Annotated in this window: 24 protein-coding genes and 2 tRNA genes; 7 read left to right on the forward strand and 19 right to left on the reverse strand. The window is 49.3% G+C overall.

Features of this window, described 5'->3' with window-relative positions:
* Window positions 1-2: 2 nt before the first annotated feature.
* The 8 genes from AB1E22_RS01875 to csgB all read right to left on the reverse strand — a co-directional run bounded on the left by AB1E22_RS01875 (window position 3) and on the right by csgB (window position 4062).
* Window positions 3-251, reverse strand: a complete 249-nt coding sequence (locus AB1E22_RS01875; protein ID WP_367593820.1) for an acyl carrier protein — start codon at window positions 249-251, stop codon at window positions 3-5.
* Between the two features lie 19 nt (window positions 252-270).
* Entirely contained in the window at window positions 271-543 is a 273-nt protein-coding gene (locus AB1E22_RS01880; RefSeq protein ID WP_367593821.1) for a phosphopantetheine-binding protein, read from the reverse strand.
* Between the two features lie 15 nt (window positions 544-558).
* Window positions 559-1329: a lysophospholipid acyltransferase family protein gene (locus AB1E22_RS01885; RefSeq protein ID WP_367593822.1), complete on the reverse strand. Its 771-nt coding sequence runs from the start codon at window positions 1327-1329 to the stop codon at window positions 559-561.
* Window positions 1329-2051: a beta-ketoacyl synthase chain length factor gene (locus tag AB1E22_RS01890; protein WP_367593823.1), complete on the reverse strand. Its 723-nt coding sequence runs from the start codon at window positions 2049-2051 to the stop codon at window positions 1329-1331. The genes AB1E22_RS01885 and AB1E22_RS01890 overlap by 1 nt, the downstream gene beginning before the upstream one ends.
* 214 nt (window positions 2052-2265) lie before the next feature.
* Window positions 2266-2577 (reverse strand): hypothetical protein, encoded by a 312-nt coding sequence (locus AB1E22_RS01895; protein ID WP_367593824.1) that lies wholly within the window; start codon window positions 2575-2577, stop codon window positions 2266-2268.
* Between the two features lie 111 nt (window positions 2578-2688).
* Window positions 2689-3018, reverse strand: coding sequence for a curli assembly chaperone CsgC (gene csgC / locus AB1E22_RS01900; protein ID WP_367593825.1), 330 nt, complete (start codon window positions 3016-3018; stop codon window positions 2689-2691).
* Between the two features lie 73 nt (window positions 3019-3091).
* Window positions 3092-3559, reverse strand: coding sequence for a curli major subunit CsgA (gene csgA, locus AB1E22_RS01905; RefSeq protein ID WP_367593826.1), 468 nt, complete (start codon window positions 3557-3559; stop codon window positions 3092-3094).
* Window positions 3560-3606: 47 nt separating this feature from the next.
* Complete coding sequence (gene csgB / locus AB1E22_RS01910; RefSeq protein ID WP_367593827.1) at window positions 3607-4062, reverse strand: curli minor subunit CsgB; 456 nt, start codon at window positions 4060-4062, stop codon at window positions 3607-3609.
* Between the two features lie 869 nt (window positions 4063-4931).
* Here csgB and csgD point away from each other — a divergent pair.
* Genes csgD through csgG form a run of 4 tightly spaced genes read left to right on the forward strand, consistent with a single transcriptional unit; the run spans window position 4932 to window position 7291 of the window.
* Entirely contained in the window at window positions 4932-5597 is a 666-nt protein-coding gene (csgD, locus tag AB1E22_RS01915) for a biofilm master transcriptional regulator CsgD (protein WP_367593828.1), read from the forward strand.
* 4 nt (window positions 5598-5601) lie between these two features.
* Window positions 5602-5991, forward strand: a complete 390-nt coding sequence (gene csgE / locus AB1E22_RS01920) for a curli production assembly/transport protein CsgE (protein WP_367593829.1) — start codon at window positions 5602-5604, stop codon at window positions 5989-5991.
* 9 nt (window positions 5992-6000) lie between these two features.
* Window positions 6001-6417 carry a curli production assembly/transport protein CsgF gene (gene csgF / locus AB1E22_RS01925; RefSeq protein WP_367593830.1) on the forward strand — a complete coding sequence of 139 codons (417 nt, stop codon included), beginning with the start codon at window positions 6001-6003 and terminating at the stop codon, window positions 6415-6417.
* Window positions 6418-6457: 40 nt separating this feature from the next.
* A complete protein-coding gene (csgG, locus tag AB1E22_RS01930) occupies window positions 6458-7291 on the forward strand; it encodes a curli production assembly/transport protein CsgG (protein WP_367593831.1) in 834 nt (277 codons plus the stop codon).
* A gap of 52 nt (window positions 7292-7343) precedes the next feature.
* On the opposite strand, the gene AB1E22_RS01935 is transcribed toward csgG, so the two are convergent.
* From AB1E22_RS01935 to ghrA, 4 genes are all read right to left on the reverse strand, one after another.
* The gene (locus AB1E22_RS01935) at window positions 7344-7838 is read right to left on the reverse strand and encodes a DUF1097 domain-containing protein (protein WP_367593832.1); all 495 of its coding nucleotides are present in this window, start codon (window positions 7836-7838) and stop codon (window positions 7344-7346) included.
* Window positions 7839-7940: 102 nt separating this feature from the next.
* Window positions 7941-8495 (reverse strand): TorD/DmsD family molecular chaperone, encoded by a 555-nt coding sequence (locus tag AB1E22_RS01940; RefSeq protein ID WP_367593833.1) that lies wholly within the window; start codon window positions 8493-8495, stop codon window positions 7941-7943.
* A 26-nt stretch (window positions 8496-8521) separates the two neighbouring features.
* Entirely contained in the window at window positions 8522-9259 is a 738-nt protein-coding gene (locus tag AB1E22_RS01945) for a phosphatase (protein ID WP_367593834.1), read from the reverse strand.
* A gap of 81 nt (window positions 9260-9340) precedes the next feature.
* Window positions 9341-10282, reverse strand: coding sequence for a glyoxylate/hydroxypyruvate reductase GhrA (gene ghrA, locus AB1E22_RS01950; RefSeq protein WP_367593835.1), 942 nt, complete (start codon window positions 10280-10282; stop codon window positions 9341-9343).
* Between the two features lie 206 nt (window positions 10283-10488).
* On the opposite strand from ghrA, the gene AB1E22_RS01955 reads away from it, so the two are divergent.
* Window positions 10489-10576: transfer RNA gene (locus AB1E22_RS01955), tRNA-Ser, on the forward strand.
* Between the two features lie 535 nt (window positions 10577-11111).
* Window positions 11112-11199: transfer RNA gene (locus AB1E22_RS01960), tRNA-Ser, on the forward strand.
* A gap of 291 nt (window positions 11200-11490) precedes the next feature.
* Here the strand turns inward: AB1E22_RS01960 and AB1E22_RS01965 are convergent.
* The 3 genes from AB1E22_RS01965 to AB1E22_RS01975 form a co-directional block, all read right to left on the reverse strand.
* Entirely contained in the window at window positions 11491-14604 is a 3114-nt protein-coding gene (locus AB1E22_RS01965; RefSeq protein WP_367593836.1) for an efflux RND transporter permease subunit, read from the reverse strand.
* A gap of 11 nt (window positions 14605-14615) precedes the next feature.
* On the reverse strand, window positions 14616-15770 hold the full coding sequence (locus AB1E22_RS01970; protein WP_367593837.1) for an efflux RND transporter periplasmic adaptor subunit: 1155 nt from the start codon (window positions 15768-15770) through the stop codon (window positions 14616-14618).
* Window positions 15771-15851: 81 nt separating this feature from the next.
* Window positions 15852-18962 carry an efflux RND transporter permease subunit gene (locus AB1E22_RS01975; RefSeq protein WP_367593838.1) on the reverse strand — a complete coding sequence of 1037 codons (3111 nt, stop codon included), beginning with the start codon at window positions 18960-18962 and terminating at the stop codon, window positions 15852-15854.
* 240 nt (window positions 18963-19202) lie between these two features.
* Between AB1E22_RS01975 and envR the strand changes: the two genes are divergently transcribed.
* A complete protein-coding gene (gene envR, locus AB1E22_RS01980) occupies window positions 19203-19820 on the forward strand; it encodes an acrEF/envCD operon transcriptional regulator (RefSeq protein WP_367593839.1) in 618 nt (205 codons plus the stop codon).
* A 52-nt stretch (window positions 19821-19872) separates the two neighbouring features.
* Here the strand turns inward: envR and chbG are convergent, their stop codons facing one another.
* From chbG to chbA, 4 genes are all read right to left on the reverse strand, one after another.
* Window positions 19873-20634: a chitin disaccharide deacetylase gene (gene chbG / locus AB1E22_RS01985; RefSeq protein ID WP_367593840.1), complete on the reverse strand. Its 762-nt coding sequence runs from the start codon at window positions 20632-20634 to the stop codon at window positions 19873-19875.
* Between the two features lie 45 nt (window positions 20635-20679).
* Window positions 20680-22023: a 6-phospho-beta-glucosidase gene (locus tag AB1E22_RS01990; protein ID WP_367593841.1), complete on the reverse strand. Its 1344-nt coding sequence runs from the start codon at window positions 22021-22023 to the stop codon at window positions 20680-20682.
* Between the two features lie 177 nt (window positions 22024-22200).
* Entirely contained in the window at window positions 22201-23037 is an 837-nt protein-coding gene (gene chbR / locus AB1E22_RS01995) for a transcriptional regulator ChbR (protein WP_367593842.1), read from the reverse strand.
* Between the two features lie 14 nt (window positions 23038-23051).
* Window positions 23052-23399, reverse strand: coding sequence for a PTS N,N'-diacetylchitobiose transporter subunit IIA (gene chbA / locus AB1E22_RS02000; protein WP_367593843.1), 348 nt, complete (start codon window positions 23397-23399; stop codon window positions 23052-23054).
* Window positions 23400-23435 lie beyond the last annotated feature (36 nt).

The following is a 23435-nucleotide window of genomic DNA, read 5'->3' on the forward strand; positions in this document are numbered from 1 at the left end:
CTTTACGACTCGCTTTGTAAACGCTCAACCGCGTCTACGACATCCTGTACGGTGCGAACCGTTTTAAAATCTTCCGGTTTGATTTTTTTACCGGTGCGTTTTTGCAGATGAACAACCATATCTACCGCATCAATGCTATCAAGGTCTAAATCTTCATAGAGACGAGATTGCGGGGTGATTTGTTCAGGAGAAAGTTCAAATAACTTAACCAGTAACCCAGTGACTTCCTGATAAATAGCTTCTTTATTCATAACGTACTCGTGGTTTCAATCAGGCGCTGTGCGCAGGGTTTTGACTTTTAATAAATGTGGCCAGATTCGCGACCGAGTAAAAATGTTCGCGCATCGCTTCGTTTTCAGCGGATAACACCACACCATAACGTTTTTTAACCGCCAGGCCCAATTCCAGTGCATCAATAGAATCGAGTCCAAGACCGTCATTGCCAAATAACGCGGCCTCACTTTCAATCTCATCAACGCTTATCTCTTCAAGATTTAGCGTGTCAATAATGAGTTGTTTAATATCGGTCTCTAAGGATTCCATATATCCATCCAGGTCTTAACGAGAACCAGGAACCAATTCCTGGCATAAATATTGGCTAAGACGACGCGCGGCTAACGCGGGCGCATCGTCGTGACTGGCTATAAAGCATTGGCTGTCGATCCGCTGTTTTACACTGACGGTAATCATCGGTTTGCGCTTCGGGATCTGGTACCAACGGCTCTGTTTATCCAGAAAACGCTGGTCACAGTGAATGTGCACCAGCCGCAGTTCACACCCGCTGCGCACGGCAATATTCGCCGCGCCACGCTGGATCACCAGCGGTTCCCCAGGGCGCGTGCGCGTGCCCTCCGGAAAAATAAGTATCGCCTCCCCTGCCGCCATTCTGCGCTGGCTTTCAGGCAGTAGCGTTTCCCCCTGGCTATTGACCAGATAATCCGCCGCGCGAATCACGCCGCGAAAACAGGGATTGTTCACAAGGCTTGCTTTCACCAGGCAGCCAATATGCGGTGCCTGCGAAGCAATAAATACATAGTCCAGCAGCGTCGGGTGGTTGGCGACAATTAAACACCCGCGATCGGCGCGGAGCTGTTCGCTATTCTCAAAGCGGTAATCGAATACCCCAATGCCACGCCCGATGCGTAAAAATAGCCGGAAACTGGCGGCGATACTACGGCGCGCCATGTCCCGCCGTTGGTTATTATCCCGAACGAACAGTAACAGTAAGTTAAACCACACCAGCGAGAGCGCTAAGCCGCCGCTGCCAAACAGAATAAACATCCCGCCCGTCATCAACACACGCCAACACCACTTGATGCGCGCGCCCATCAGTGGCGACTCCAGCGCCAGACCAGACGCTCGCCCGGCAAGGTAAACGTCTGCGCCCCACTGCACCAACCGTGCAGAAATGCCAGGCTCTGCGGTAGCGCTTGCGCGGCGTGAATTGCATGCGGCGCCGTTTCACACTGCATCTGCGTGCCCGCTTCCAGCAATAACCCCACCGCAAACGGAATATTCACCGCCTCGCCGGGAAGATGCGGATGGTAAAATTCCGGTATCAGGCCATCGAAATCTACCAATAGTACGCGCTGATACCCGGCGTGATGCAAAGACGCCACTTCTATTAGCGCCTGCGCAAAGGTGTCATATCCGGCAGAAACGGAAGATGAAACTAGCGCCTGCTTCGCCGCAATGGTGGTGTTGCCCACGGCTGAATTGTGTACCGACATCGCAAAATCCGTAGGTGAAAGGCTTTCACCTTCCGCAAGCGCGGTTAATATCCGGAAATTTCGTTCCAGTTCGCCGTGGCGGCTGGCAAAAACCAGGGCATCCACTTGATGGCGAGAGAAAACCGCTAAGGCACAATCCACCGCAAGACGGCTGCCTGACGCCAGGCGACGCGCGGTCATCATCGGTAGATGGGTGCTTTTGGCAAGCGGGGCTGAAATATCAATCTCAGCGGGGCTTTTACTCCATGCTTGCCAGTCATCGCTTGCAGATAAACCAGGGGCACTGGCTTGCCAGTCGATAATGTTAAACGCTAACTTCATGCTAAGTACCCGTACTCATCTGCGACGCCCCGTCAGATATATCCTTTGGGATACACCCCGACTATAAAATAAGTCTTAATTTTGTGAGATTTTTCTAACGTTGCTTATATTTCATGCGTGTTGAATTTGCCCCGGCGCGGAATAGTAACAAAAAAGGGTAAGAAATAAATGCATGAGATAATTTCAAAGGCCTGCTATTCGCAGGCCCCGGATGCTAGCGGTATGTTACTTCGACGATAGCCAGTTTATGTTGGGCATCGAGATAACGAATTTGGGTAGTTTCTACGGCATTACTATGAGGTACGAAATTATTCAGCTTGTTGTAGGAAACGGTTTGTACAACGGGTTGGCCGTTTTGCGAGCATGAGAATTTAACTGACTGTTCCTGCGGCGATAAATGGCATCCCTCTTCAACTATCGCCCCCTGAAAATGAATCACACCGCTGCTGGCCTGCGCGTTCAGTAAAGGCAACATCAGAGTGAAAACGGGCAAAAGTATTGAACGTCTTAAACTTAATCTCTTCACGCCATGAACTCCTCAACAAAATGGTACAGGGGTTATCGGCACATTGACTTCGGAACCACAGTTAAACTCTGGTAGAGAGAAGAAATAAAATCCACATCCCGATTACATTAATTAAACATGCCCCGGTGATGCCCACTGTTTTTCAAGATGAATATCTTTCCCGTCGGTTACGGTAACGCTGATGGTCACCGTATCACCCGGCGAAAGCGTAAGGCTCATCCGGGATAATGTGGTGGGTTCATTCGCCTTAATCAGCACGCGATTACTCTGGCTACTGTTACTTTGCCCGGAAATGCCGGAACTCAGCGCGGTGAGTTTCACTCTGCACTGGCAGTCCTGGGTAAGTGTCGCAACGGGTACGATGGTCCAGGTGTTTCCTTGCTGCTGGGTATCAAAGGTGAGCTGATTACCGAGAGCCGCAAGCAATAATAAAGTATGCATATTCTTTCCTCCCGATGAAAAAAAGAAAAACAGGGCAGCAAAGGCCCTGTTTTTATATAGTGCAGAATCTTGATTAGTGCTGTTGAAGATTCGCCTGGTTGCCGAAACCAATTTGAGTCAGCTCAACAGAAGAGTCAGCAGCGGTCTGGTTAACAGTGGCATTGTTGCGGTAGCCGTATTGGCTAACATCAATGGTTGAATCTTTAGCTTCCCATTGATCAAGCGTCGCGCTGTTGGAGACGCCTTTTTGCACCAGAGTAATATCAGCGTTATCCGCGCCCTGGCCTACATCGGCAAAGTTACCACTACCATATTGTTTAATATCAGTAGTTGATTTTCTGGCATCGGCTTGCAGCGCGGTTGCCTGGTTATTAGCACCATTTTGGTACACTTTCAGAGTTGATTCTGGGGCACTATTATTGCCGCCGTTGTTGCCGCCGCCATTACCGCCACCACCACCCCAATTAAATTGAAGATCGGATGCCATTGCACTGCTTGAAACCACCACTACTGCGATTGCTGCCATTTTGAAAAAGTTCATGGTGAAACCCCCATTGTATTGAGAATGTTAGTCCAAATAGTCACGTATTAACGTTGAATAACGCGTACCGCCATTTGAGACTGTTTCTGTACAACAACTGCTGTTTTCTGCGTGCCTTGTTGAATAATGCTTGCCTTATTAGCCGAGCCGTGCTGGATAATAAGTGCAGCATTACCAAACGAGTCCTGCTTAATATCTGCGTCATTGCCGTAGCCTGACTGCGAAACATAAGCAACGTTATAACTCCCTGATTGTTCGACGTTCGCACGGTTACCAGAGCCTGTCTGATTAACAACCGCTAATTGCCGGGTTCCATTTTGATCAACATTAGCACTATTGCTTTTGCCATATTGACCGACTATTGCTGCCTGATTAAATGACGCTTTGCTTAATTCATTTGTAGCAAAGTTATATTCCGACTTTGCGAGATCAGGATTATTCGCAAATACATAACCAGGCGCACCCAGCAATGCTAACATCATAAATAACGATCTGTTTTTCATGTTGTCACCCTAGACCTGGATGCAGCCATTGAAATAACTCTTCCAATTTAAACTGCCTGCAAATGTTAACGCTAGCGATGAAAGGTTATTGCTGCGTTACGGAAATGAGTATGTCTGGCGAAACATTTAAAATATCTCACCCGCACGTTGTATTTTTATATTTCCACTCATTACAAAGCATGAGAATAATAAAAAAACTCAAATACAACAAAGGGTTCAGAATTGAGCATTTTAAAGTGAGTGGCATTTTTTAAAATCCTGACGTTAATCAAGCGTGATTTTGCCGTTTGGTTGGATTGAAAGAGTCTCCAGAGCCAATTTTTAGCGGGTGTTTGTCACGAAGATGAGTTTTCTTAAGAGAGTTGACCAGCGAGAATGTAACGGGCGTTATTTACATATGTTAAGTTTAAAACCACACTTAACAAAAAACATAAAAACCATTAAAATCAATAAAATAAAATGATTTGTATGATTTTTAAAATTGTGCAAATTATAATTCGTGTACAACTTTCGTATTAAAACTAAATAGCCAAAAACCAATGCTGCAACATTTTAATATCTACAGTTACATTATGTAACATCTTTAACACTTGCTTTAAGATTAGTAACCGCTAGATTGAAATCAGCAGTAACATTTTGTTTAACACATTAAGTCAAAGCGCGACTTTGCGTTATTTGACATTGATATATCCAATAGAATTTTGAATGCAGAATGAGGATAGTGATGAATCGCTACGCTATCTGCAAACAGAAATTTTATGGGTATAAAATATTCCAAACACAGCAGTGCAGCATCTATCAGTACCTCTGGTGAATTAACTTTATGTTAGTTCAGCTGTTTGATGCGCAAACTCGGATGGGGTTTCATCATGTTTAATGAAGTCCACACAATGAATAGCCAGGCGTTAAATGCTCAGACTTTATTGTTGATCACTAAACCCTCGCTACAGGCTACTGCGTTATTACAGCATTTAAAGTCTTCTCTTTCTATCAATGGGAAACTCCATAATATTCAACGTTCTCTAGAAGAAGTCGTTGGTAATGTCGTGGTGCTTTTCGATATGGTAGAAGCAGATAAAAAGCTGATTAACTACTGGCAAGATAATTTGAGCCGTAAACATAACAGCATTAAGTTGTTGTTATTAAACACCCCAGAAGAGTATCAATTCCGTGATATTGAAAACTGGCCACATATAAATGGCGTGTTTTACATGTCTGAGGAAGAACCGCGTGTGGTTGAAGGGATTCGCGGCGTGATGGCAGGTGAATGCTACTTCTCACAAAAGTTAGCCAGCTACCTGATTAATCACTCAGGGAATTATCGCTTCAATAATGTTGAGTCATCCCTTCTGACTCACCGTGAGAAGGAAATACTTAATAAATTGCGTATTGGCGCTTCGAATATCGAAATCGCTCAGTCGTTATTTATAAGTGAAAACACGGTAAAAACGCATCTCTATAATCTTTTCAAGAAAATATCCGTCAAAAACCGCACTCAGGCGGTTTCCTGGGCTAACGATAACCTCAGGCGATAACGTGATGAAACTAAAAGCTGCTTTACTGCTGGCGTCGGTTTTAGTCTGCGCCTCCGGGGGCGTACGCGCCGTTGAAGTGGAAGTCCCCGGATTATTAACGGATCACACCGTTTCTTCCGTGGGGCATGACTTCTATCGCGCCTTTAGTGACAGGTGGGAAAGCAGCTTTACCGGGAATTTAACTATAAATGAGCGACCCAGTGCTCGTTGGGGAAGCTGGATCACCATCACTGTCGATCAGGATGTCATATTTCAGGCTTTTTTATTCCCCTCTAAACGCGATTTTGACCGCAACGTCAATATTGCACTGGCTCAAACCGAAGAAGCGATCAATCGTCGGCAAATTAACAAGGCATTGTTGAGCACCGGCGATTTAACAAGCGACGAATTTTAGGAGGCTGTCATGCGTATCACTCATGCAGTTTTGTCTTTGCTGCTCATTTCGCCCCTTTCCTGGGGTGGAAATATGACGTTTCAGTTTGTGAACCCGAATTTTGGGGGAAACCCCAATAACGGCTCTTTTTTACTTAACTCTGCACAAGCACAAAACTCGTATACCGACCCAAGCTTTGATGATGATTTCGGCATTGAAACACCAACCGCACTGGATAACTTCACTCAGGCAATTCAGTCGCAACTTCTTGGTGGCTTGCTAAGTAATATTAATACTGGCAAACCAGGCCGCATGGTAACCAATGATTTTATTGTCGATATCGCTAACTCTGACGGGCAGTTGCAATTAAATGTCACTGACCGAAAAACAGGGAAAACATCCACCATCCAGGTCGCTGGCTTACAAAATAATTCCACTGATTTCTAGTGGGAATTAAATAATCAAAAAGTATTTAAGGATAAACATCATGCAGCGTTTATTTCTCATCGTAGCGGTGTGTTTATTGAGTGGATGTTTGACAGCACCACCAAAAGAAGCAGCGAAACCCACACTGATGCCTCGGGCGCAAAGTTATCGTGATTTAACCCATTTGCCGGAATCAAAAGGTAAGCTGTTTGTCTCGGTTTATAATATTCAGGATGAAACCGGGCAATTTAAACCTTATCCAGCAAGTAACTTCTCAACGGCGGTACCGCAGAGTGCGACCGCAATGTTAGTAACCGCTTTAAAAGATTCACGCTGGTTTGTTCCGCTAGAGCGTCAGGGCCTGCAAAACCTGTTGAACGAACGTAAAATTATTCGTGCCGCACAGGAGAATGGTACCGTTGCCGAGAACAACCGCAGACCGCTTGAATCTTTAGTCGCGGCAAACGTCATGGTTGAAGGTTCGATTATTGGTTATGAAAGTAATGTGAAATCGGGTGGTGTGGGTGCGCGGTATTTTGGTATCGGCGGCGAAACCCAGTATCAGCTTGATCAAATTGCCGTGAACCTGCGTGTGGTTAACGTTAGTACCGGTGAAATATTGTCATCCGTAAATACCAGTAAAACCATTTTGTCTTATGAAGTGCAGGCCGGGGTATTCCGTTTCATTGATTACCAACGACTGCTGGAAGGCGAAATTGGCTATACCACCAATGAACCGGTAATGATGTGTTTAATGTCAGCCATTGAGACCGGGGTTATTTATCTGGTTAACGATGGTATTACGCGCGGCCTGTGGGATCTGCAAAATCCAAAAGATATTAATAACCCGATTCTGGCGAAATACAGAGAGATGTCCGTCCCTCCAGAGTCCTGATAACTATCAGATAATAAAAAACCAGCCTAGGCTGGTTTTTTCATTTATTTCGCTATTCCGCGATCTCTTTCTTCGCAAGAACCTGAGTTTCAGATTTCGTTTTTCGCGCCGCAAGCCACAGCCCACTGTTTTTCATCGCAAAACCAAACACCAGGCCCAGCAATAATGACGGAACCACCATTCGCCATTCGCCCTGGTTGGCAAAAGTCGCGCAGGCGCCGATAAACGTGCCGGGTACAAATGACAACAAGATATGTTTGGCCTGAACGCACATCAGGAATGCCACGACGCCCGTCACCACATAGCCCAGAATCTCCAGGTGCGGTGCCATTGCGCTGCCATGAATAATCACTTGCGCCCACAGCACGCCGCTACAGAGCGTGCATGCAGAAATGAAAAGCCCCTTGATACCGCCCTGCGGACACGCAAAATACGCGGTACACCCGAGAAAGCCTGCCCAACTGATAAGGCCGAGACTCACCGCAACCCAACCCCAGAGGCCGGAGAGGATGCCAGTCGTCAATGCCAGAGAAATAAGTATGTTCATAGCGGCATATCATAGCAGAGCCTTTTCGCTCGACTAGGATCTACCGCACATTTTTTGTAAATTGAAAATCAGCGTTACATTTTAAATGTGATTTAAATCACATTACTCGTCATCTGACTCTTCCAGCTCATCGCGCATCGCCTGAATGGCCTCGCGGCTGATAGACGCAAGCGTGCGGTAGAATGCCGTCGTCGAATGCGCTTCGACTTTACCGAGGAATGTACCCGCCCACGGCATAAGATAGTCGTCAAACAAGCGAACCTGCGCTTCGAACTCATCTTCCTGGGACTGATCTTCCAGCCAAGAAGCCGCCAGCAGCAAAGTACCAAAATGGTCGGCTGGCGTTTCGGCCAGCGGCATACCGCGTTGCTTCAGAAACTCACGCACGTCACCTTCGTTGCTCCCCTCTTCCCAGGCTGAACGGTATGGCGGCACGCTGCACTCTTCGCCAACGAACAGCGCGTTAAAATCCGCAGCGAGTTGTTGAGGATCGCAACTTTGTTGCAGGCGAGCCAGTTGCTCGTCTTGTTCGAGCGGCCAGTGCTGCGCCAGTTTGCCTTCGCGGATCATCGTCAGCAGCGGAACTAACAGCGGGTCCTGAGGCTGGCGGTAAAAGAGCGATCCTAAAACGCGGCAAATAATTGAAAATTCATTCATGCTTATGGCTATCCATTGAGTAGAAATTAAAGTGTGGCAAATTCGTTGATGGGTTCCATGCCCCGGGATTCAAGGAAACCGAGCAGGCGATCAACTGAAACGTTCAAAATACGATCTTCCGGGAACTCCACTTCTGCCAGAATTTTGCGGCATTCGTCGAAATCCCCAAGAGTAAATGCGGTATGGGAATCCGATCCCAATGCTAACCAACCGCCAGCATCACGTACCGCTGCGGCAATTGTGCGGCAGTTTGGGCCGCTGCCCTTGCGTGAGTGCGTAAACGACGAGTTATTGAGCTCCAGGGCGACATTATACTTTGCTGCAGCCTCGGCAATAGCAGGAATATCGACCGGGAATTTTGGGTTGCCCGGGTGGCTAATAATATGGACATTGCCGCTCGCCATGGTGGCAATCATCGCCTCTGTGTGCGTGGCACTGTCCTGCGGCGGGAAAACCGGTTCATGGAAGCCCGCAATAATCAGATCAAGAGCATCCAGCATGGGGCCGGTGCAGTCGATTTCCCCGGCAGTATTTTTAATATTGGCCTCAATGCCACGTAAAATCCCGACGCCATCGACCATGCGGGGCCAAATGCGCATATTCACAAAATGCCAGTAATGCGGGGCGTCAGCCATGTCTGGGCCGTGATCGGTAATGGCAAAAAGTTTTATGCCTTTGCTTTTAGCGATCGCGATGTAGTCATGAAGGGTGCTGTAGGCGTGGGTACTGGCGACGGTGTGCATATGCAGGTCAACGGGATACATGGCTTTCTCCTTTTATCTCTTTCAGGCAAGGATAGCAGTTATCGCCACGGTTTTTTAGCCCGGCTCAGGCCGGGCACACTATTAGTAGCCGTGATGCAAAGAGACCTGGCCGCCTGGGTTTTCACCGTTTTCGATTTGGCGGATCGTTTTCGCAATGTATTCCATCGCTTCTTGCGGACGCGTAACCGCTGCCAGATGCGGCGTTATGGCGATGCGAGGATGCTTCCATAACGGACTATTCGACGGGAGAGGTTCCTGGGCAAACACATCGAGCATCGCGCCTTTCACTTTGCCGCTCTCAAGGGCTGCCAGCAGATCGCTTTCCACCAGATGCACACCACGGGCGAGGTTCATAACAAAGGCTTCATCTGCCAGTTGATTCAGCAGGCGGCTATTAATAATCCCCACGGTTTGCGGCGTATTCGGCAGCAGATTGATTAACACGCGTGTGCCGCTGAGAAAATCACTCAGTTGTTCATCACCGGCAAAGCTGGTTATGCCCGGGTAATCTTTTTTGCTTCGGCTCCAGCAGCGCACCGGGAAACCCCATGCCGCGAGGCTTTCAGCCACTTTACCGCCCAACACGCCCGCGCCGAGGACACCAATCGTAAAATCTTCCCGGCGATAATCTTCCAGCGGCTGCCATTTTGCCTGCTGTTTTAGTGCCTGGTAATCATCAAAGCGGCGGAACCAGTGGAGCACCTGGCTTACGGCGTATTCCTGCATTTGCAGCGCCATGCCGGTATCTTCAAGACGAAACAGCGGGACACCGTTTGGCAGCATATCGGGATGAGCCTGAAGTTTGCTGAGGATAGAATCCACACCTGCTCCTAAAGCAAAGACCCCTTTTAGCGTCTGACGCCCGCTAAGCATTTCGACCGGAGGATGCCAAACCAGCGCGTAGTCGGCAGGTTGGTTGTCTCCAGGATGCCACTGGCGAACGTTGGCACCGGGAAGTTGCTGCTGCATACCCTCCAGCCAGGTTTGCGTGTCAAAGGTGGGGTGGTGAAAAATAATCTCCATGCTTTCTCCTTTTTTTCTTAGGCTTACGCGCAGTCCTTAACAATACATGAGATGAATCTAATTAAAAATCAGCGCGTGCTGCTGTTTTAAAAAGCAAGTTGTTTGAAGTTTGGCTAAACGCACGGAATTTATTAAAAAGTGAATTGACGCCGCCCACACTTTTCCCTACATTAGCGCCCGTTCCAGAAGTAAAGGAACAACAAAACGGTGAGGTGTCCGAGTGGCTGAAGGAGCACGCCTGGAAAGTGTGTATACGGCAACGTATCGAGGGTTCGAACCCCTCTCTCACCGCCACATTTTAAGAAGAGCTCGTATGCAAATACGGGCTTTTTTTTCGCCCGTAACCCGTGGAGAGACGGGTGAGAACCCTCGACCCGAGGTTCGACAAATGCTTTAGCATTTGGACGTCAGGGGCGCTTGCGTCCATGACGCCCGCAGGGCAAGCGCAGCGCAGTCAGCCCCTCTCTCACCGCCACATTTCAAGAGAAAGTCTGAATTCACGTTCAGACTTTTTTTTCGCCCGAAACCCGCGGAGAGACGGGTGAGAACCCTCGACCCGAGGTTCGACAAATGCTTTAGCATTTGGACGTCAGGGGCGCCTGCGACCATGACGCCCGCAGGGCAAGCGCAGCGCAGTCAGCCCCTCTCTCACCGCCACATTTCAAGAGAAAGTCTGAATTCACGTTCAGACTTTTTTTTCGCCCGTAACCCTGCATCGTTCATACCTTAACCGAACGGTACACAAACAGAAGATTAAACTTGACCGAATGCGGTCGTATCCCTATAGTAGCGCCCCGTTGCCCCCAGATGTTGGCAGCAGAAACAAAACGGTGAGGTGTCCGAGTGGCTGAAGGAGCACGCCTGGAAAGTGTGTATACGGCAACGTATCGAGGGTTCGAACCCCTCTCTCACCGCCACATTTAAAGAAGAGCTCGCATATCAATGCGGGCTTTTTTTTCGCCCGAAACCCGTGGAGAGACGGGTGAGAACCCTCGACCCGAGGTTCGACAAATGCTTTAGCATTTGGACGTCAGGGGCGCTTGCGTCCATGACGCCCGCAGGGCAAGCGCAGCGCAGTCAGCCCCTCTCTCACCGCCACATTCCTAGAGAAAGTCTGAATTCACGTTCAGGCTTTTTTTCGCCCAAAATTCATCAACCGCCCCCGCAAAGCATAAAAAAACCCGAACCTAAGTCCGGGTTGATGAGTGTTAATCCGATTTACGCTTACTAAATCGCTCTCGTATCACGACAAAGAACACCGGTACAAAGAAGATAGCCAGCAATGTCGCTGACAACATCCCGCCCATGACCCCCGTCCCGACAGCGTTTTGCGCCCCGCTCCCGGCCCCACGGCTTAATACCAGCGGCATTACCCCCAGAATAAACGCCAGCGATGTCATCAGAATTGGCCGCAGACGCATGCGCACCGCATCGAGCGTGGCTTCAATTAAGCCTTTGCCCTCTTTTTCCATCAGATCCTTCGCGAATTCCACAATCAAAATTGCGTTTTTCGCCGACAGGCCAATCGTCGTCAGCAGCCCGACCTGGAAATAGACGTCATTATTCAAACCGCGCATCGCAGCGGCGACTAATGCCCCAACCACGCCCAGCGGCACCACCAGCATCACCGAGAACGGTATCGACCAGCTCTCATAAAGAGCCGCCAGACACAGGAACACCACCACTAACGAGATAGCGTATAGCGCCGGGGCCTGGTTTCCAGAAAGCCTTTCCTGATACGACATGCCCGTCCAGTCATAGCCAATCCCGGACGGCAGCTTAGACGCCAGTTGCTCCATAAGCACCATCGCCTCACCGGTACTTTTCCCCGGAGCCGCCTCGCCCAGCAGTTCCATGGATGGCAAACCGTTGTAGCGCTCAAGGCGCGGCGATCCGTACATCCAATGGGAGGAAGAGAAAGCCGAGAGCGGCGCCATCTGCCCGTTACTGCTGCGCACATACAGATTATTAATATCCTGCGGCAACATGCGAAAACGCGCATCCGCCTGCACATACACCTTTTTCACACGCCCGTGATCGATAAAGTCGTTCACATAGGTGCCGCCCAACGCGCTGGCAATGGTCTGGTTGATATCCGCAAGGCTAATCCCCAGGGACTGCGCTTTTTCCTGATCGATTTCCAGCTTGTATTGAGGGGTGTCCTCAAGCCCATTCGGGCGCACACGCGTCAACATATCAGGATGTTTTGCCACCATGCCCATCAGCTCATTACGCGCACTGGTTAGCTGCTGATGGCCGAGGTTTGCCTGGTCGATCAGTTCAAAGTCAAAACCGGTGGCTGTACCCAGCTCCATAATGGCGGGTAAGTTAAACGGGAAGACCAGGCCATCACGAATTTTGCTGAAGGCTTTGGTGGCGCGTTCAACGATGGCACCCACAGCGTTCTCCTTGCCGGAGCGTTCATCCCAGGGTTTCAGGCTAATAAACGCAATCCCGGAGTTTTGCCCCTGCCCGCTGAAGCTAAAACCGTTAACGGTAAACACCGATTCAACGTTGGCCTTTTCGGTATCCAGATAATAATGCGTTACCTGGTCGAGCACTTTTTGCGTTCTTTCCTGGGTCGCACCCGCAGGAAGTTGCACCATGGTCATAAACACGCCCTGGTCCTCTTCGGGCAGGAATGAGGTAGGCAGACGCAAAAATAACACCGCCATCCCAACGACAATAATCAGGTACAGCAGCAGATAGCGCCCGGTACTGCCTAAAATATTGCTGACGCTGTCGGTGTAGTGATGAGCGCTTTGGTTAAATTTATTGTTAAACCAGCCGAAGAAACCGGTTTTTTCATGGGTTTGGGAATCGATTGGTTTAAGCAACGTCGCGCACAGGGCAGGCGTCAGAATCAACGCCACCAACACGGAGAGCGCCATCGCCGAAACAATAGTTATTGAGAATTGACGGTATATTGCCCCGGTTGAACCGCCAAAGAAGGCCATCGGAATAAATACCGCCGACAGCACCATGGCAATCCCCACCAGCGCGCCCTGAATCTGCTCCATCGATTTTTTGGTGGCTTCTTTCGGGGAAAGATGATCTTCGACCATCACGCGCTCGACGTTTTCTACCACCACAATTGCATCGTCGACCAGCAGGCCAATCGCCAGCACCATACCAAACATGGTGAGGGTATTGATCGAATAACCAAACGCAGAAAGAACGGCGAATGTCCCCAGTAAAACAACCGGCACCGCAATGGTGGGAATTAATGTCGCACGCAGATTTTGCAGGAAGAGATACATCACCAGGAAGACCAGGATGATGGCCTCAAACAGCGTTTTCACCACTTCATGGATGGATATCTTCACAAAGGGGGTGGTGTCGTACGGGTAAACGATTTTCATCCCTTGCGGGAAGTAAGGCTGTAACGAGGCCAGTTTTGCTTTTATACCGGCAGCGGTATCCAGCGCATTCGCCCCTGTAGCAAGCTTAATACCTAGGCCTGCTGCGGCCTGCCCGTTAATCTTCGCCACCGTATTGTAGTTTTCACCGCCCAACTCAATACGTGCCACGTCGCTTAAATGCACCACCGAGCCATCCGGGTTCACTTTCAGCGTCACTTTGCCAAACTCAATCGGGTCGCGTAAACGTGTCTGGGCAATGATAGATGCGTTAAGCTGCTGATTTTTAACCGCAGGCGTGCCACCTAATTGCCCGGCGGCAACCTGGTCGTTTTGCAATTTCAGTTGATTAACCACATCACCGGGGTTGAGCTGGTATTTATTCAACGCATCCGCATTAAGCCAGATACGCATCGCATACTGCGCACCAAATAGCTGAACATCCCCTACCCCGTTGGTTCGGCTAATCGCATCTTTAATGTTGGATGCCACATAGTCGGAAATATCATCCTGGGTAAGGTTGGGGTTATCAGAAATAAACCCGGCCACCAGCAAGAAACTGTTCGATGATTTCTCAACGCTAATCCCCTGCTGCTGGACTTCTTGCGGCAGCAACGGCATCGCCAACTGCAATTTATTCTGCACCTGAACCTGAGCGATATCCGGGCTGGTGCCTGATTTAAAGGTCAGAGTGATCGTCACGCCACCCGCAGAATCACTGGTGGAAGACATGTACATCAGGTTATCGATGCCGTTCATATTCTGTTCGATAACCTGGGTTACGGTGTCCTGCACCGTTTGAGCGTCCGCGCCTGGGTAGGTCGCCGTCACCGCAACAGCCGGAGGCGCAATCGTCGGATACTGGGCGACAGGCAACTGGAGGATCGCAAGTGCACCGGCAATCATCAAAATGATCGCCAGTACCCAGGCAAAAATTGGTCGTTCAATGAAAAACTTAGCCATTTCCCGAAACCTTAGTGTTTTTGCACAGGAGCGCTATCCGGCACGACCTGCACTGCAACACCAGGGCGAACGCGTTGCAGCCCGCTGACGATCACTTTATCGCCGGGCTTAACGCCTTTCGTAATCAGCCATTGATCGCCAATTGCCTGCGGGGCCATGACTTCACGGACTTCTGCTTTATTGTCCTGACCTACCAGCATCACAGTGGCATCACCGCGTGGGTTACGCGTTACCCCCTGTTGCGGCACTAAAATCGCCTGCGGCTGAATGCCTTCATCAATTTTTGCCCGCACATACATACCAGGCAGTAACTGATGCTGTGGGTTTGGGAACACGGCACGTAAAGTAATGGAGCCGGTGCTTTGATCAACGGTCACATCTGAAAACTCCAGCTCGCCGCTTAACGGATACGGCTGACCATCTTCCATCATCAGTTGTACCGCAGTTTTGCCGTTTGCTTTTTTCAGGCTGCCCTGCTCAACCGACTGTTTCAACTGCATAAAATCATTGCTCGATTGGGTGACATCCACATAGATCGGGTCGAGCTGCTGCACGGTTGCCATAGATGACGCCTGGCCGTTAGTGACCAGCGCCCCTTCGGTAACATTGGATTTGCCGATGCGCCCATCAATCGGCGAACTGACTTTGGTGTAAGCGAGGTTAATGCGCGCATTTTCCACCTCCGCCTTCGCCGCCGTGACTTCTGCATCTGCCTGCTGAGCGGTGGCGACGGCCTGATCATATTCCTGATGACTGATATATTTTGTCCCCAGCAATGGCAGGTAACGTTTAACGGTCAGATGCGCGATATTCGCTGCTGCCTGCGCCTTGGCAAGCGCGCCTTGCGCACTATTCCATGCGGCCTGGTAAGGGGCTGGATCGATTTGATAGAGAGAATTTCCCGCAACGATATCACTCCCTTCGACGAAATTACGTTTCAGGATAATACCGCTCACCTGCGGGCGAACTTCCGCTACACGAAAGGCGTCAGTACGTCCGGGAAGTTCAGTTGTCACAGCCAGCGGGGCTGCTTTAACGGTATACACATTGACTTGCGGCGTAGGCAACTGTGCCTTTTCGTCGCCTTTATCATTACAACCCGTTAATACTCCCGCCGCGATCAAAAGCACAGAAGGCAGGATGATGAACTCGCCATATTTCTTCATTACTATTCCTTAAAGCATGATTCTTGAATTAAAACTTTCAGCCGTCGGGTGATTGCGAAACCCGTCGGCCATGAATATCTGTTATTTGGCTTTACCAAAACGGCGGCTTATCACCACAAAGAAGACCGGGACAAAAAAGACTGCCAGCAGCGTGGCGGAAACCATTCCCCCCATCACCCCGGTACCCACGGCGTTTTGCGCACCACTCCCCGCCCCGCTGCTGATAACCAGCGGCAGTACGCCGAGAATAAAGGCCAGCGAAGTCATGAGAATCGGGCGCAGGCGCATCCGCACCGCGTCGAGCGTTGCCTCAATAAGCCCTTTGCCTTCTTTATCCATCAGGTCTTTTGCAAACTCGACGATAAGAATGGCGTTTTTGGCCGACAAGCCGATGGTGGTCAGGAGCCCGACCTGGAAATAGACGTCGTTATTCATCCCGCGTAGCGTGGCGGCAAGCAGCGCCCCCACGACCCCAAGCGGCACCACCAGCATGACGGAGAAGGGAATGGACCAGCTCTCATAGAGTGCGGCCAGACATAAAAAGACGACCAATAAAGAGATGGCGTACAGCGCCGGGGCCTGGTTGCCGGACAACCGTTCCTGATACGACATGCCGGTCCAGTCAAAGCCGATACCGGTCGGTAATTTCGCCGCCAAATCTTCCATCAGTAACATCGCTTCGCCGGTACTTTTGCCCGGCGTCGCTTCCCCAAGAATTTCCATGGAAGGCAGGCCATTGTAACGTTCAAGGCGCGGCGAGCCGTAAATCCAGTGCGCGCTGGCAAAAGCGGAAAAAGGCACCATTTGCCCGCTGCTGCCGCGCACATACCAGCTATTGATGTCTTGCGGCAGCATGCGGCTCGATGGCCGCCCCTGGAGGTAAACCTTTTTCACACGACCATGGTCGATAAAGTCATTCACGTAAGTACTGCCCAGACCGGTGGCAATCGTCTGGTTAATATCAGAAATACTGACGCCCAGCGCCTGCGCCTTCTCCTGATCGATTTCCAGCTTAAACTGCGGCGTATCTTCCAGGCCGTTCGGGCGCACGCGTACTAACATATCCGGATGCTTCGAAATCATGCCCAGCAGTTGGTTGCGCGCCTGCGTGAGGGCGTTATGCCCGAGGCTTGCCTGGTCGATTAATTCAAAGTCAAAACCGGTGGCGGTGCCCAGCTCGGTGATAGCCGGTAAGTTAAAGGCGAAAACCATTCCGTCGTGAATCTGGCTAAACGCCCGCGTTGCTCGCCCCACGATGGCGGTCACTTCATTTTCTTTGCCCGGGCGCTTATCCCAGTCTTTTAGTCGCACAAAGGCCAGGCCGTTATTCTGGCCTTTACCGCTGAAGCTAAAGCCGTTAACGGTAAATACTGATTCGACATTGGCGGACTCTTTGGTCAGATAGTAATGGGTTATCTGATCCATGATTTTCTCGGTTCTGGCCTGCGTGGCTCCTGCAGGTAACGTCACCATGGTGAGGAAAACACCCTGATCTTCTTCGGGTAAAAATGAGGTCGGTAAATGAAGGAACAGCGCCGCCATTCCCGCCACGATCAGCACATAAAGCGCCATGTAGCGGCCGGTTCGGCGCAATATCTGCTTCACGCTGTCGGTGTAATGATGGGTGCTTTGCTCAAAGCGGGCGTTAAACCAGCCAAACAAACCGGTGGTTTTACCGTGGCTGCCTTTAGCAACCGGTTTAAGCAATGTGGCGCACAGCGCGGGGGTTAAAATCAGCGCAACCAATACGGACAGCGCCATCGCCGAAACAATGGTGATTGAGAACTGGCGGTAGATAATGCCGGTCGAACCGCCAAAAAATGCCATCGGAATGAATACCGCCGACAGCACCATCGCAATCCCTACCAGCGCGCCCTGTATTTGCCCCATCGATTTTTGGGTGGCCTCTTTCGGAGGCAAGCCCTCTTCCACCATCACGCGTTCAACGTTTTCCACCACCACAATGGCGTCATCCACCAGCAAACCTATCGCCAGCACCATGCCGAACATCGTTAAGGTATTGATGGAGTAACCGAACGCCGCAAGAACTGAGAAAGTGCCCAGCAGCACAACCGGCACGGCTATAGTAGGGATCAGCGTGGCGCGGATGTTCTGTAAAAACAGATACATCACCAGGAACACCAGCACGATGGCTTCGAGCAGCGTTTTGAATACTTCGCGAATAGAGATTTTGACAAACGGTGTCGTATCGTAGGTGTAGACGACGCTCAACCCGTGCGGGAAATAGGGCTGTAAGTGGGCCATTTGTGTCTGCACCGCTTTGGCGGTATCGAGCGCGTTCGCGCCGGTGGCAAGTTTAATTCCCAGACCAGCGGCGGGTTTTCCGTTGTAACGGGCAATAACGTTGTAGTTTTCCCCCCCCAACTCAATGCGCCCGACATCGCGCAATTCAACTTTGGAACCGTCTGGCTGCACCTTCAGCAGGACATGCCCAAATTGCTCCGGATCGCGTAAACGCGTCTGGGCAATAATAGATGCGTTGAGCTGTTGGCCCGGCATAGCAGGCGTTCCCCCCAGTTGCCCGGCGGCTACCTGCGCATTCTGGGTTCTAATCTGGTTGATCACATCAAGTGTAGTGAGCTGATATTTATTGAGTTGGTTGGGGTCGAGCCAGATACGCATCGCATACTGCGCGCCGAATAACTGCACATCACCGACCCCTGCCGTACGACTAATGGGATCTTTAATATTCGAGGAAATATAGTCTGCAATATCATCCTGACTCATGCTGCCGTCTTGAGAGATAAAACCAGCCACCATCAGGAAACTACTGGAAGATTTCTTAACGCTTATCCCCTGCTGCTGCACTTCTTGCGGCAATAAAGGCATGGCGAGTTGCAGTTTATTTTGCACCTGAACCTGAGCAATATCCGGGTCGGTACCTGATTTAAACGTCAGCGTCACGGTCACGCTGCCCGAGGCATCGCTTGTGGAAGACATGTACATCAGGTTGTCCAGGCCGTTCATATTCTGTTCAATGACTTGCGTCACCGTATCCTGAACGGTACTGGCATCAGCGCCTGGATAAGTTGCGTTAATAGCCACCGCAGGAGGGGCTATTGTCGGGTACTGCGCCACCGGCAAATTGATAATGGACAGCACACCGGCCAGCATCAAAATGATCGCCAGCACCCAGGCAAATATGGGGCGCTCGATAAAAAACTTAGCCATGTAGAAAAATTCCCTGTTAAAGGTCTAGCTCTGTAATGGATATAGAGAAGAGGAGTTTAACAGAGGCTTTATCAATTAATTATTCGTTCGTGTATGTATAACGCGCCATTTCGCCACTGGACATAGAAAAATTTAAAGCCCACAATAATTCGTTTTTTAATTAGATGAATAACCAATAAGAAGAACAATATTTAAATCTGTTAATTCTTGTAACCAACCTACACGAAGGGTTTATTTATCATGGCAAGAAAAACAAAAGCAGATGCGCTAAAAACGCGTCAGCATCTGATTGATGTTGCTATCACACTATTTGCTAAAAAAGGCGTCTCAACCACCACTCTTGCGGATATTGCAGACGCGGCGGGCATGACTCGCGGTGCTATCTACTGGCATTTTGATAGCAAAATTTCTCTTTTCAATGAAATATGGAATATTCAGCCCTGCATCTCTCAGGAAATAAGAAGAAAACTGAAACCTAAATTTCAGGATGATGATTTACAGTTATTACGAGAGGTAACCATTGAAACATTAAAAGTTATCTCCACAGACCGCCGCCAGCATGAGTTATTACAAATTCTTTACCATTCATGCGAATTTACAGGTGAAATGTATTCTGAGAGAGAAATTAGAGAACGATATTGGTTTAATCGCGAGAGAGTGAAAAAAATATTGCGGAATTGTATTTCGAAAGGGCAGATTCCGGTTAATACCAATATTGAACTGACTATAACCCTTATCCAGGGTTACTTCAGCGGTATCATCAAGAACTGGTTGATGCAGCCGGAAAATTTAAATCTTTATGAGCAGGCACCCGACGTGGTCGATAACCTGCTGGTGATGCTGAAAAAATCTTCATGACAGCCGTTAATGGCAAAAAGGGCAATTGGCATGAGCCATCGCCCTTGCGCCCTCAGAGATCTTTAAACGTTGCCAGGCGATAACCGCGCTCGGCTATTGCATATTTCAGCGAGGCCGCCGTTAACACATCAAGCTCCGCGAGGCGCGGGTAGCAGTACTTGCTCGCCAGAATAGTGTTATCGATAAAGGAAGGGTGGCACATGATCTCTAACGATTGCTCGTCGCGAGCCATAGCACGGTCCAAAATCTCAAGGAACAGCGCTTCCGATATCGCATCCCCATAAAAACCACTGTCAAAACCCTGAGTGGTTTTGACATCGTGCAGCTCAATGCCACATGCCCGAGCCGCGTCATAATCGAAACGCACGGGTATGCCCTTCTCTTTTGCAAAGGCCGCAACGATGGGGTAAATCTGGGGAATCATATGAACATGGTGGTGGCTATCAATATGCGTTGGCGCACGGCCAAACAATTCGATAAACCGCGCGAACTGGCATTCCAGCTCATGCTCGATCTCTGACAGCGGCAGCGCGTTCTCTTCTGCTCGCTGCCAAATCCATTTGCCCAGCTCACCCTTCTCATCCACAAGCCCAGGCATGGCAGACAGAGGCCGCCCCAGCGTCAGCACAAAGTGCATCCCCACCCCAAGCCCTGGATGTTTTGCACTCAGTTCAACCGCGTGTTTAATACCGGCGGCATTCACCATTGCGGTAGTCGATGTCACGACGCCGTGGGTAAATGCCTCGATAATTCCGTAATTTTGCGCTTTGCAGAGCCCAAAATCGTCCGCATTAACAATTAATAACTTATCCATTGTCGCCTCGCCAGGCAGCCCTCCCTTTACAGGGAAGGCTTCCGGTTATTTAAGTGCAGCAATTGCCTGCGCAAAGTTTGGCAGATTCGCTTCATGTGCAAGCAGCATATCCCGGGCAATTTTCTCAGCGTCTTTATCCGAGTGGATCAGCGGGCTTAAATTCAGCGCCAGCAGAACATCATTAAAGTTGCCGCTCAGAGCAGCTTCGCTTGCCGCCACTTCGAAGCCTTTGATGGTATAGATAAGGCCCAGCACTTTTTCATCAAAATGGGTGATGCGCGGTGAAGGTGTTGCCCCATCACGGCCAATGGTACAGGTCATTTCAACCGCCCAGTCCGCAGGAATGTTATCAACATGACCGTGGTGCGGCACGTTAACGTAGTGCTCACTTTGCTTGTCATTGTAGATATCGCTGATCACTTCACAGGCCGCATCGGAATAATAGGCCCCGCCGCGCAGCTCCAGCTCTTTCGGCTTCACGTTCAAAGCCGGATCTTTGTAAAGCTCGAACAGTTGTTTCTCAACTTTCTGCACAACCGTTGCGCGGGCGCCGCCTTTGTAGAATTCGCCCATTTCGATGGCGAGCATCTCTTTTTGCTTGAAGTAGTAGAGCAAATAAGAGCATGGCAGCAGGCGCAGAGAGCGGATCAGCCCTTCGCTAAACGGCAAGTCAAAAATGTTTTTCACCGAACCGGCGGTCAGCGTACCCGACGCCACGCCATCAAGCAGTTCATCAAAGCGAGAGGTTCCGTTAACCAGCACATCTTTGATGAACACCATATGGTTCAGGCCGAACAGGTCGATATTGAGCTCATCGGTTGGGGCGAGTTTTAAAACATCTTTGATGAACATTTTCATGCCCACCGGGATGTTACATACGCCGATGAACTTCTTGAAATCTGTGTGGCGATAGACGGCTTCCGTCACCATACCGGCCGGGTTGGTGAAGTTAATAACCCAGGCATTCGGGCAAATTTCTTGCACGTCTTTAATGATGTCGAAAATCACTGGAATGGTTCGCAGACCTTTAAAGAGACCGCCTGCACCGTTGGTTTCCTGGCCTAAATAGCCGTAGCTGAGCGGAATACGCTCATCAAGCTCACGGGCTTTAAGCTGCCCTACACGCAATTGGGTAGTGACAAAATCGGCATTGACCAACGCTTCACGGCGATCGAGTGTTTTATACAGTGCAATCGGTACACCCGCGCGTTCGATCATACGCAAACAAAGATCAAAGATAATATCTTGTTTCTCTTTGCCCGCCTCAACATCAACCAGCCATAATTCGCTGATCGGCAATTCTTCGTAACGTTTAATAAAACCTTCGAGTAATTCAGGGGTATAGCTGCTGCCCCCACCGATAGTGACGACTTTCAATTTTTTACTCATGAGGACTCCGGTACAAGTTTATTGCAATATACCCTTCATCTTTCAAATTGGAGGTGCGTTGGCTGCTCTCGTTCACCCGAATAACTTATTTTAGTAAGCTCATCGGGATTCTCTCATTTGCCGTCTTCCTGCACTTTGAAATCTATTGGGTATATATAATTAAAATGGGCATACAGATTATTTAATACTGTATAATTGCTTCCGATAATGCTGCGGTGTAAACGACGTTAACTTTTTAAAGTTTTTAATAAACATACTGGCGCTGCTGTAACCTGATTCGAAAGCAATATCGGTCACAGAATAGTTGGTAATTTCCAGCTGTTTTTTAGCAAAGTCGATTCTTATCTCATTGATAATTTGCATCGGTGTTTTGCTGTAATGGCGCTGTGTGGCGCGGGTTAAATATTCCTGCGACTTTCCAGACAGCTCAACCATATTCACTAAAGCTTTATCACCAAACATCGCTTTGCCATGCATCTGCTCAACGGTGTTTTTTAGCCAGACCGGAATATCACCGCCTGACTCAGATTCTTTATGATGACGCAGGCGGTTAACCACATAAAACGTCACCATTTCGAGAAACTCATTAAACTCGCCCTGACGGAAGTTTAATGATGCGGTCACAGATTCAATATAAGCCAGAAATTCATTTTTAATCTGATAAACCTGTGAAGCAATAAAACATGCCGGAAATAACGGTAAGTAATGCTGTTCAAAAAAAGCTTTGCTGATACCGACATTCAGAATTCGCGTTGCGCCAAAGTCATAAAAACTTTGATGGTAGGAACCGAGCGGAATGAAAACAAAACTCCCTCTTTCCAGCAGCACACGTTTACCGTTTATTTCCTGATAATAACGTCCTGTCAACACCACCGTAAATTCATAATAATCATGCTGATGCAACCCGGAAACACTCTCAACTTTATTGTGGATGAACATGTGGAAATGTTGACCATCAAAAAGCTGACTCTCGTGTGCCGTGTTGATTTCCATACTGACTACCGGTGGCTGCATTAGAACTCCTTAACTTATTTTATTTTCTCATGAAGCTCAATAAGTTCTGTGACCAGTTCACGTGCAAGCATGGAGGTCATCAGGTGGTCTTGTGCATGAACCAACACCAGGCTCACTTTGGTTTTGCCTTCGCCCTGGTCCGCTTCAATCAATTTGGTTTGCACCAAATGCGCTTCGTTAACGGCCAGACGAGATTGATCCATTAATTCCCACGCTTTCTCAAAGTCGCCGGTTTTCGCGATTTTCAGTGCCGTATAAGCAAGGCTGCGAGCCTGGCCGGAGTTAACAATTAACCCCATCACCACTTCTTCTAAATCGTTAATTTCGGCTTCGTTTTCTACTACGCTATCCAGATCGAACATCATTCTCTCCCGGTATTTTAAAGCGGTTGGGGATTG

It is taken from the genome of Buttiauxella gaviniae, from assembly GCF_040786275.1.
In the GTDB taxonomy this organism is placed as follows: domain Bacteria; phylum Pseudomonadota; class Gammaproteobacteria; order Enterobacterales; family Enterobacteriaceae; genus Buttiauxella; species Buttiauxella gaviniae_A.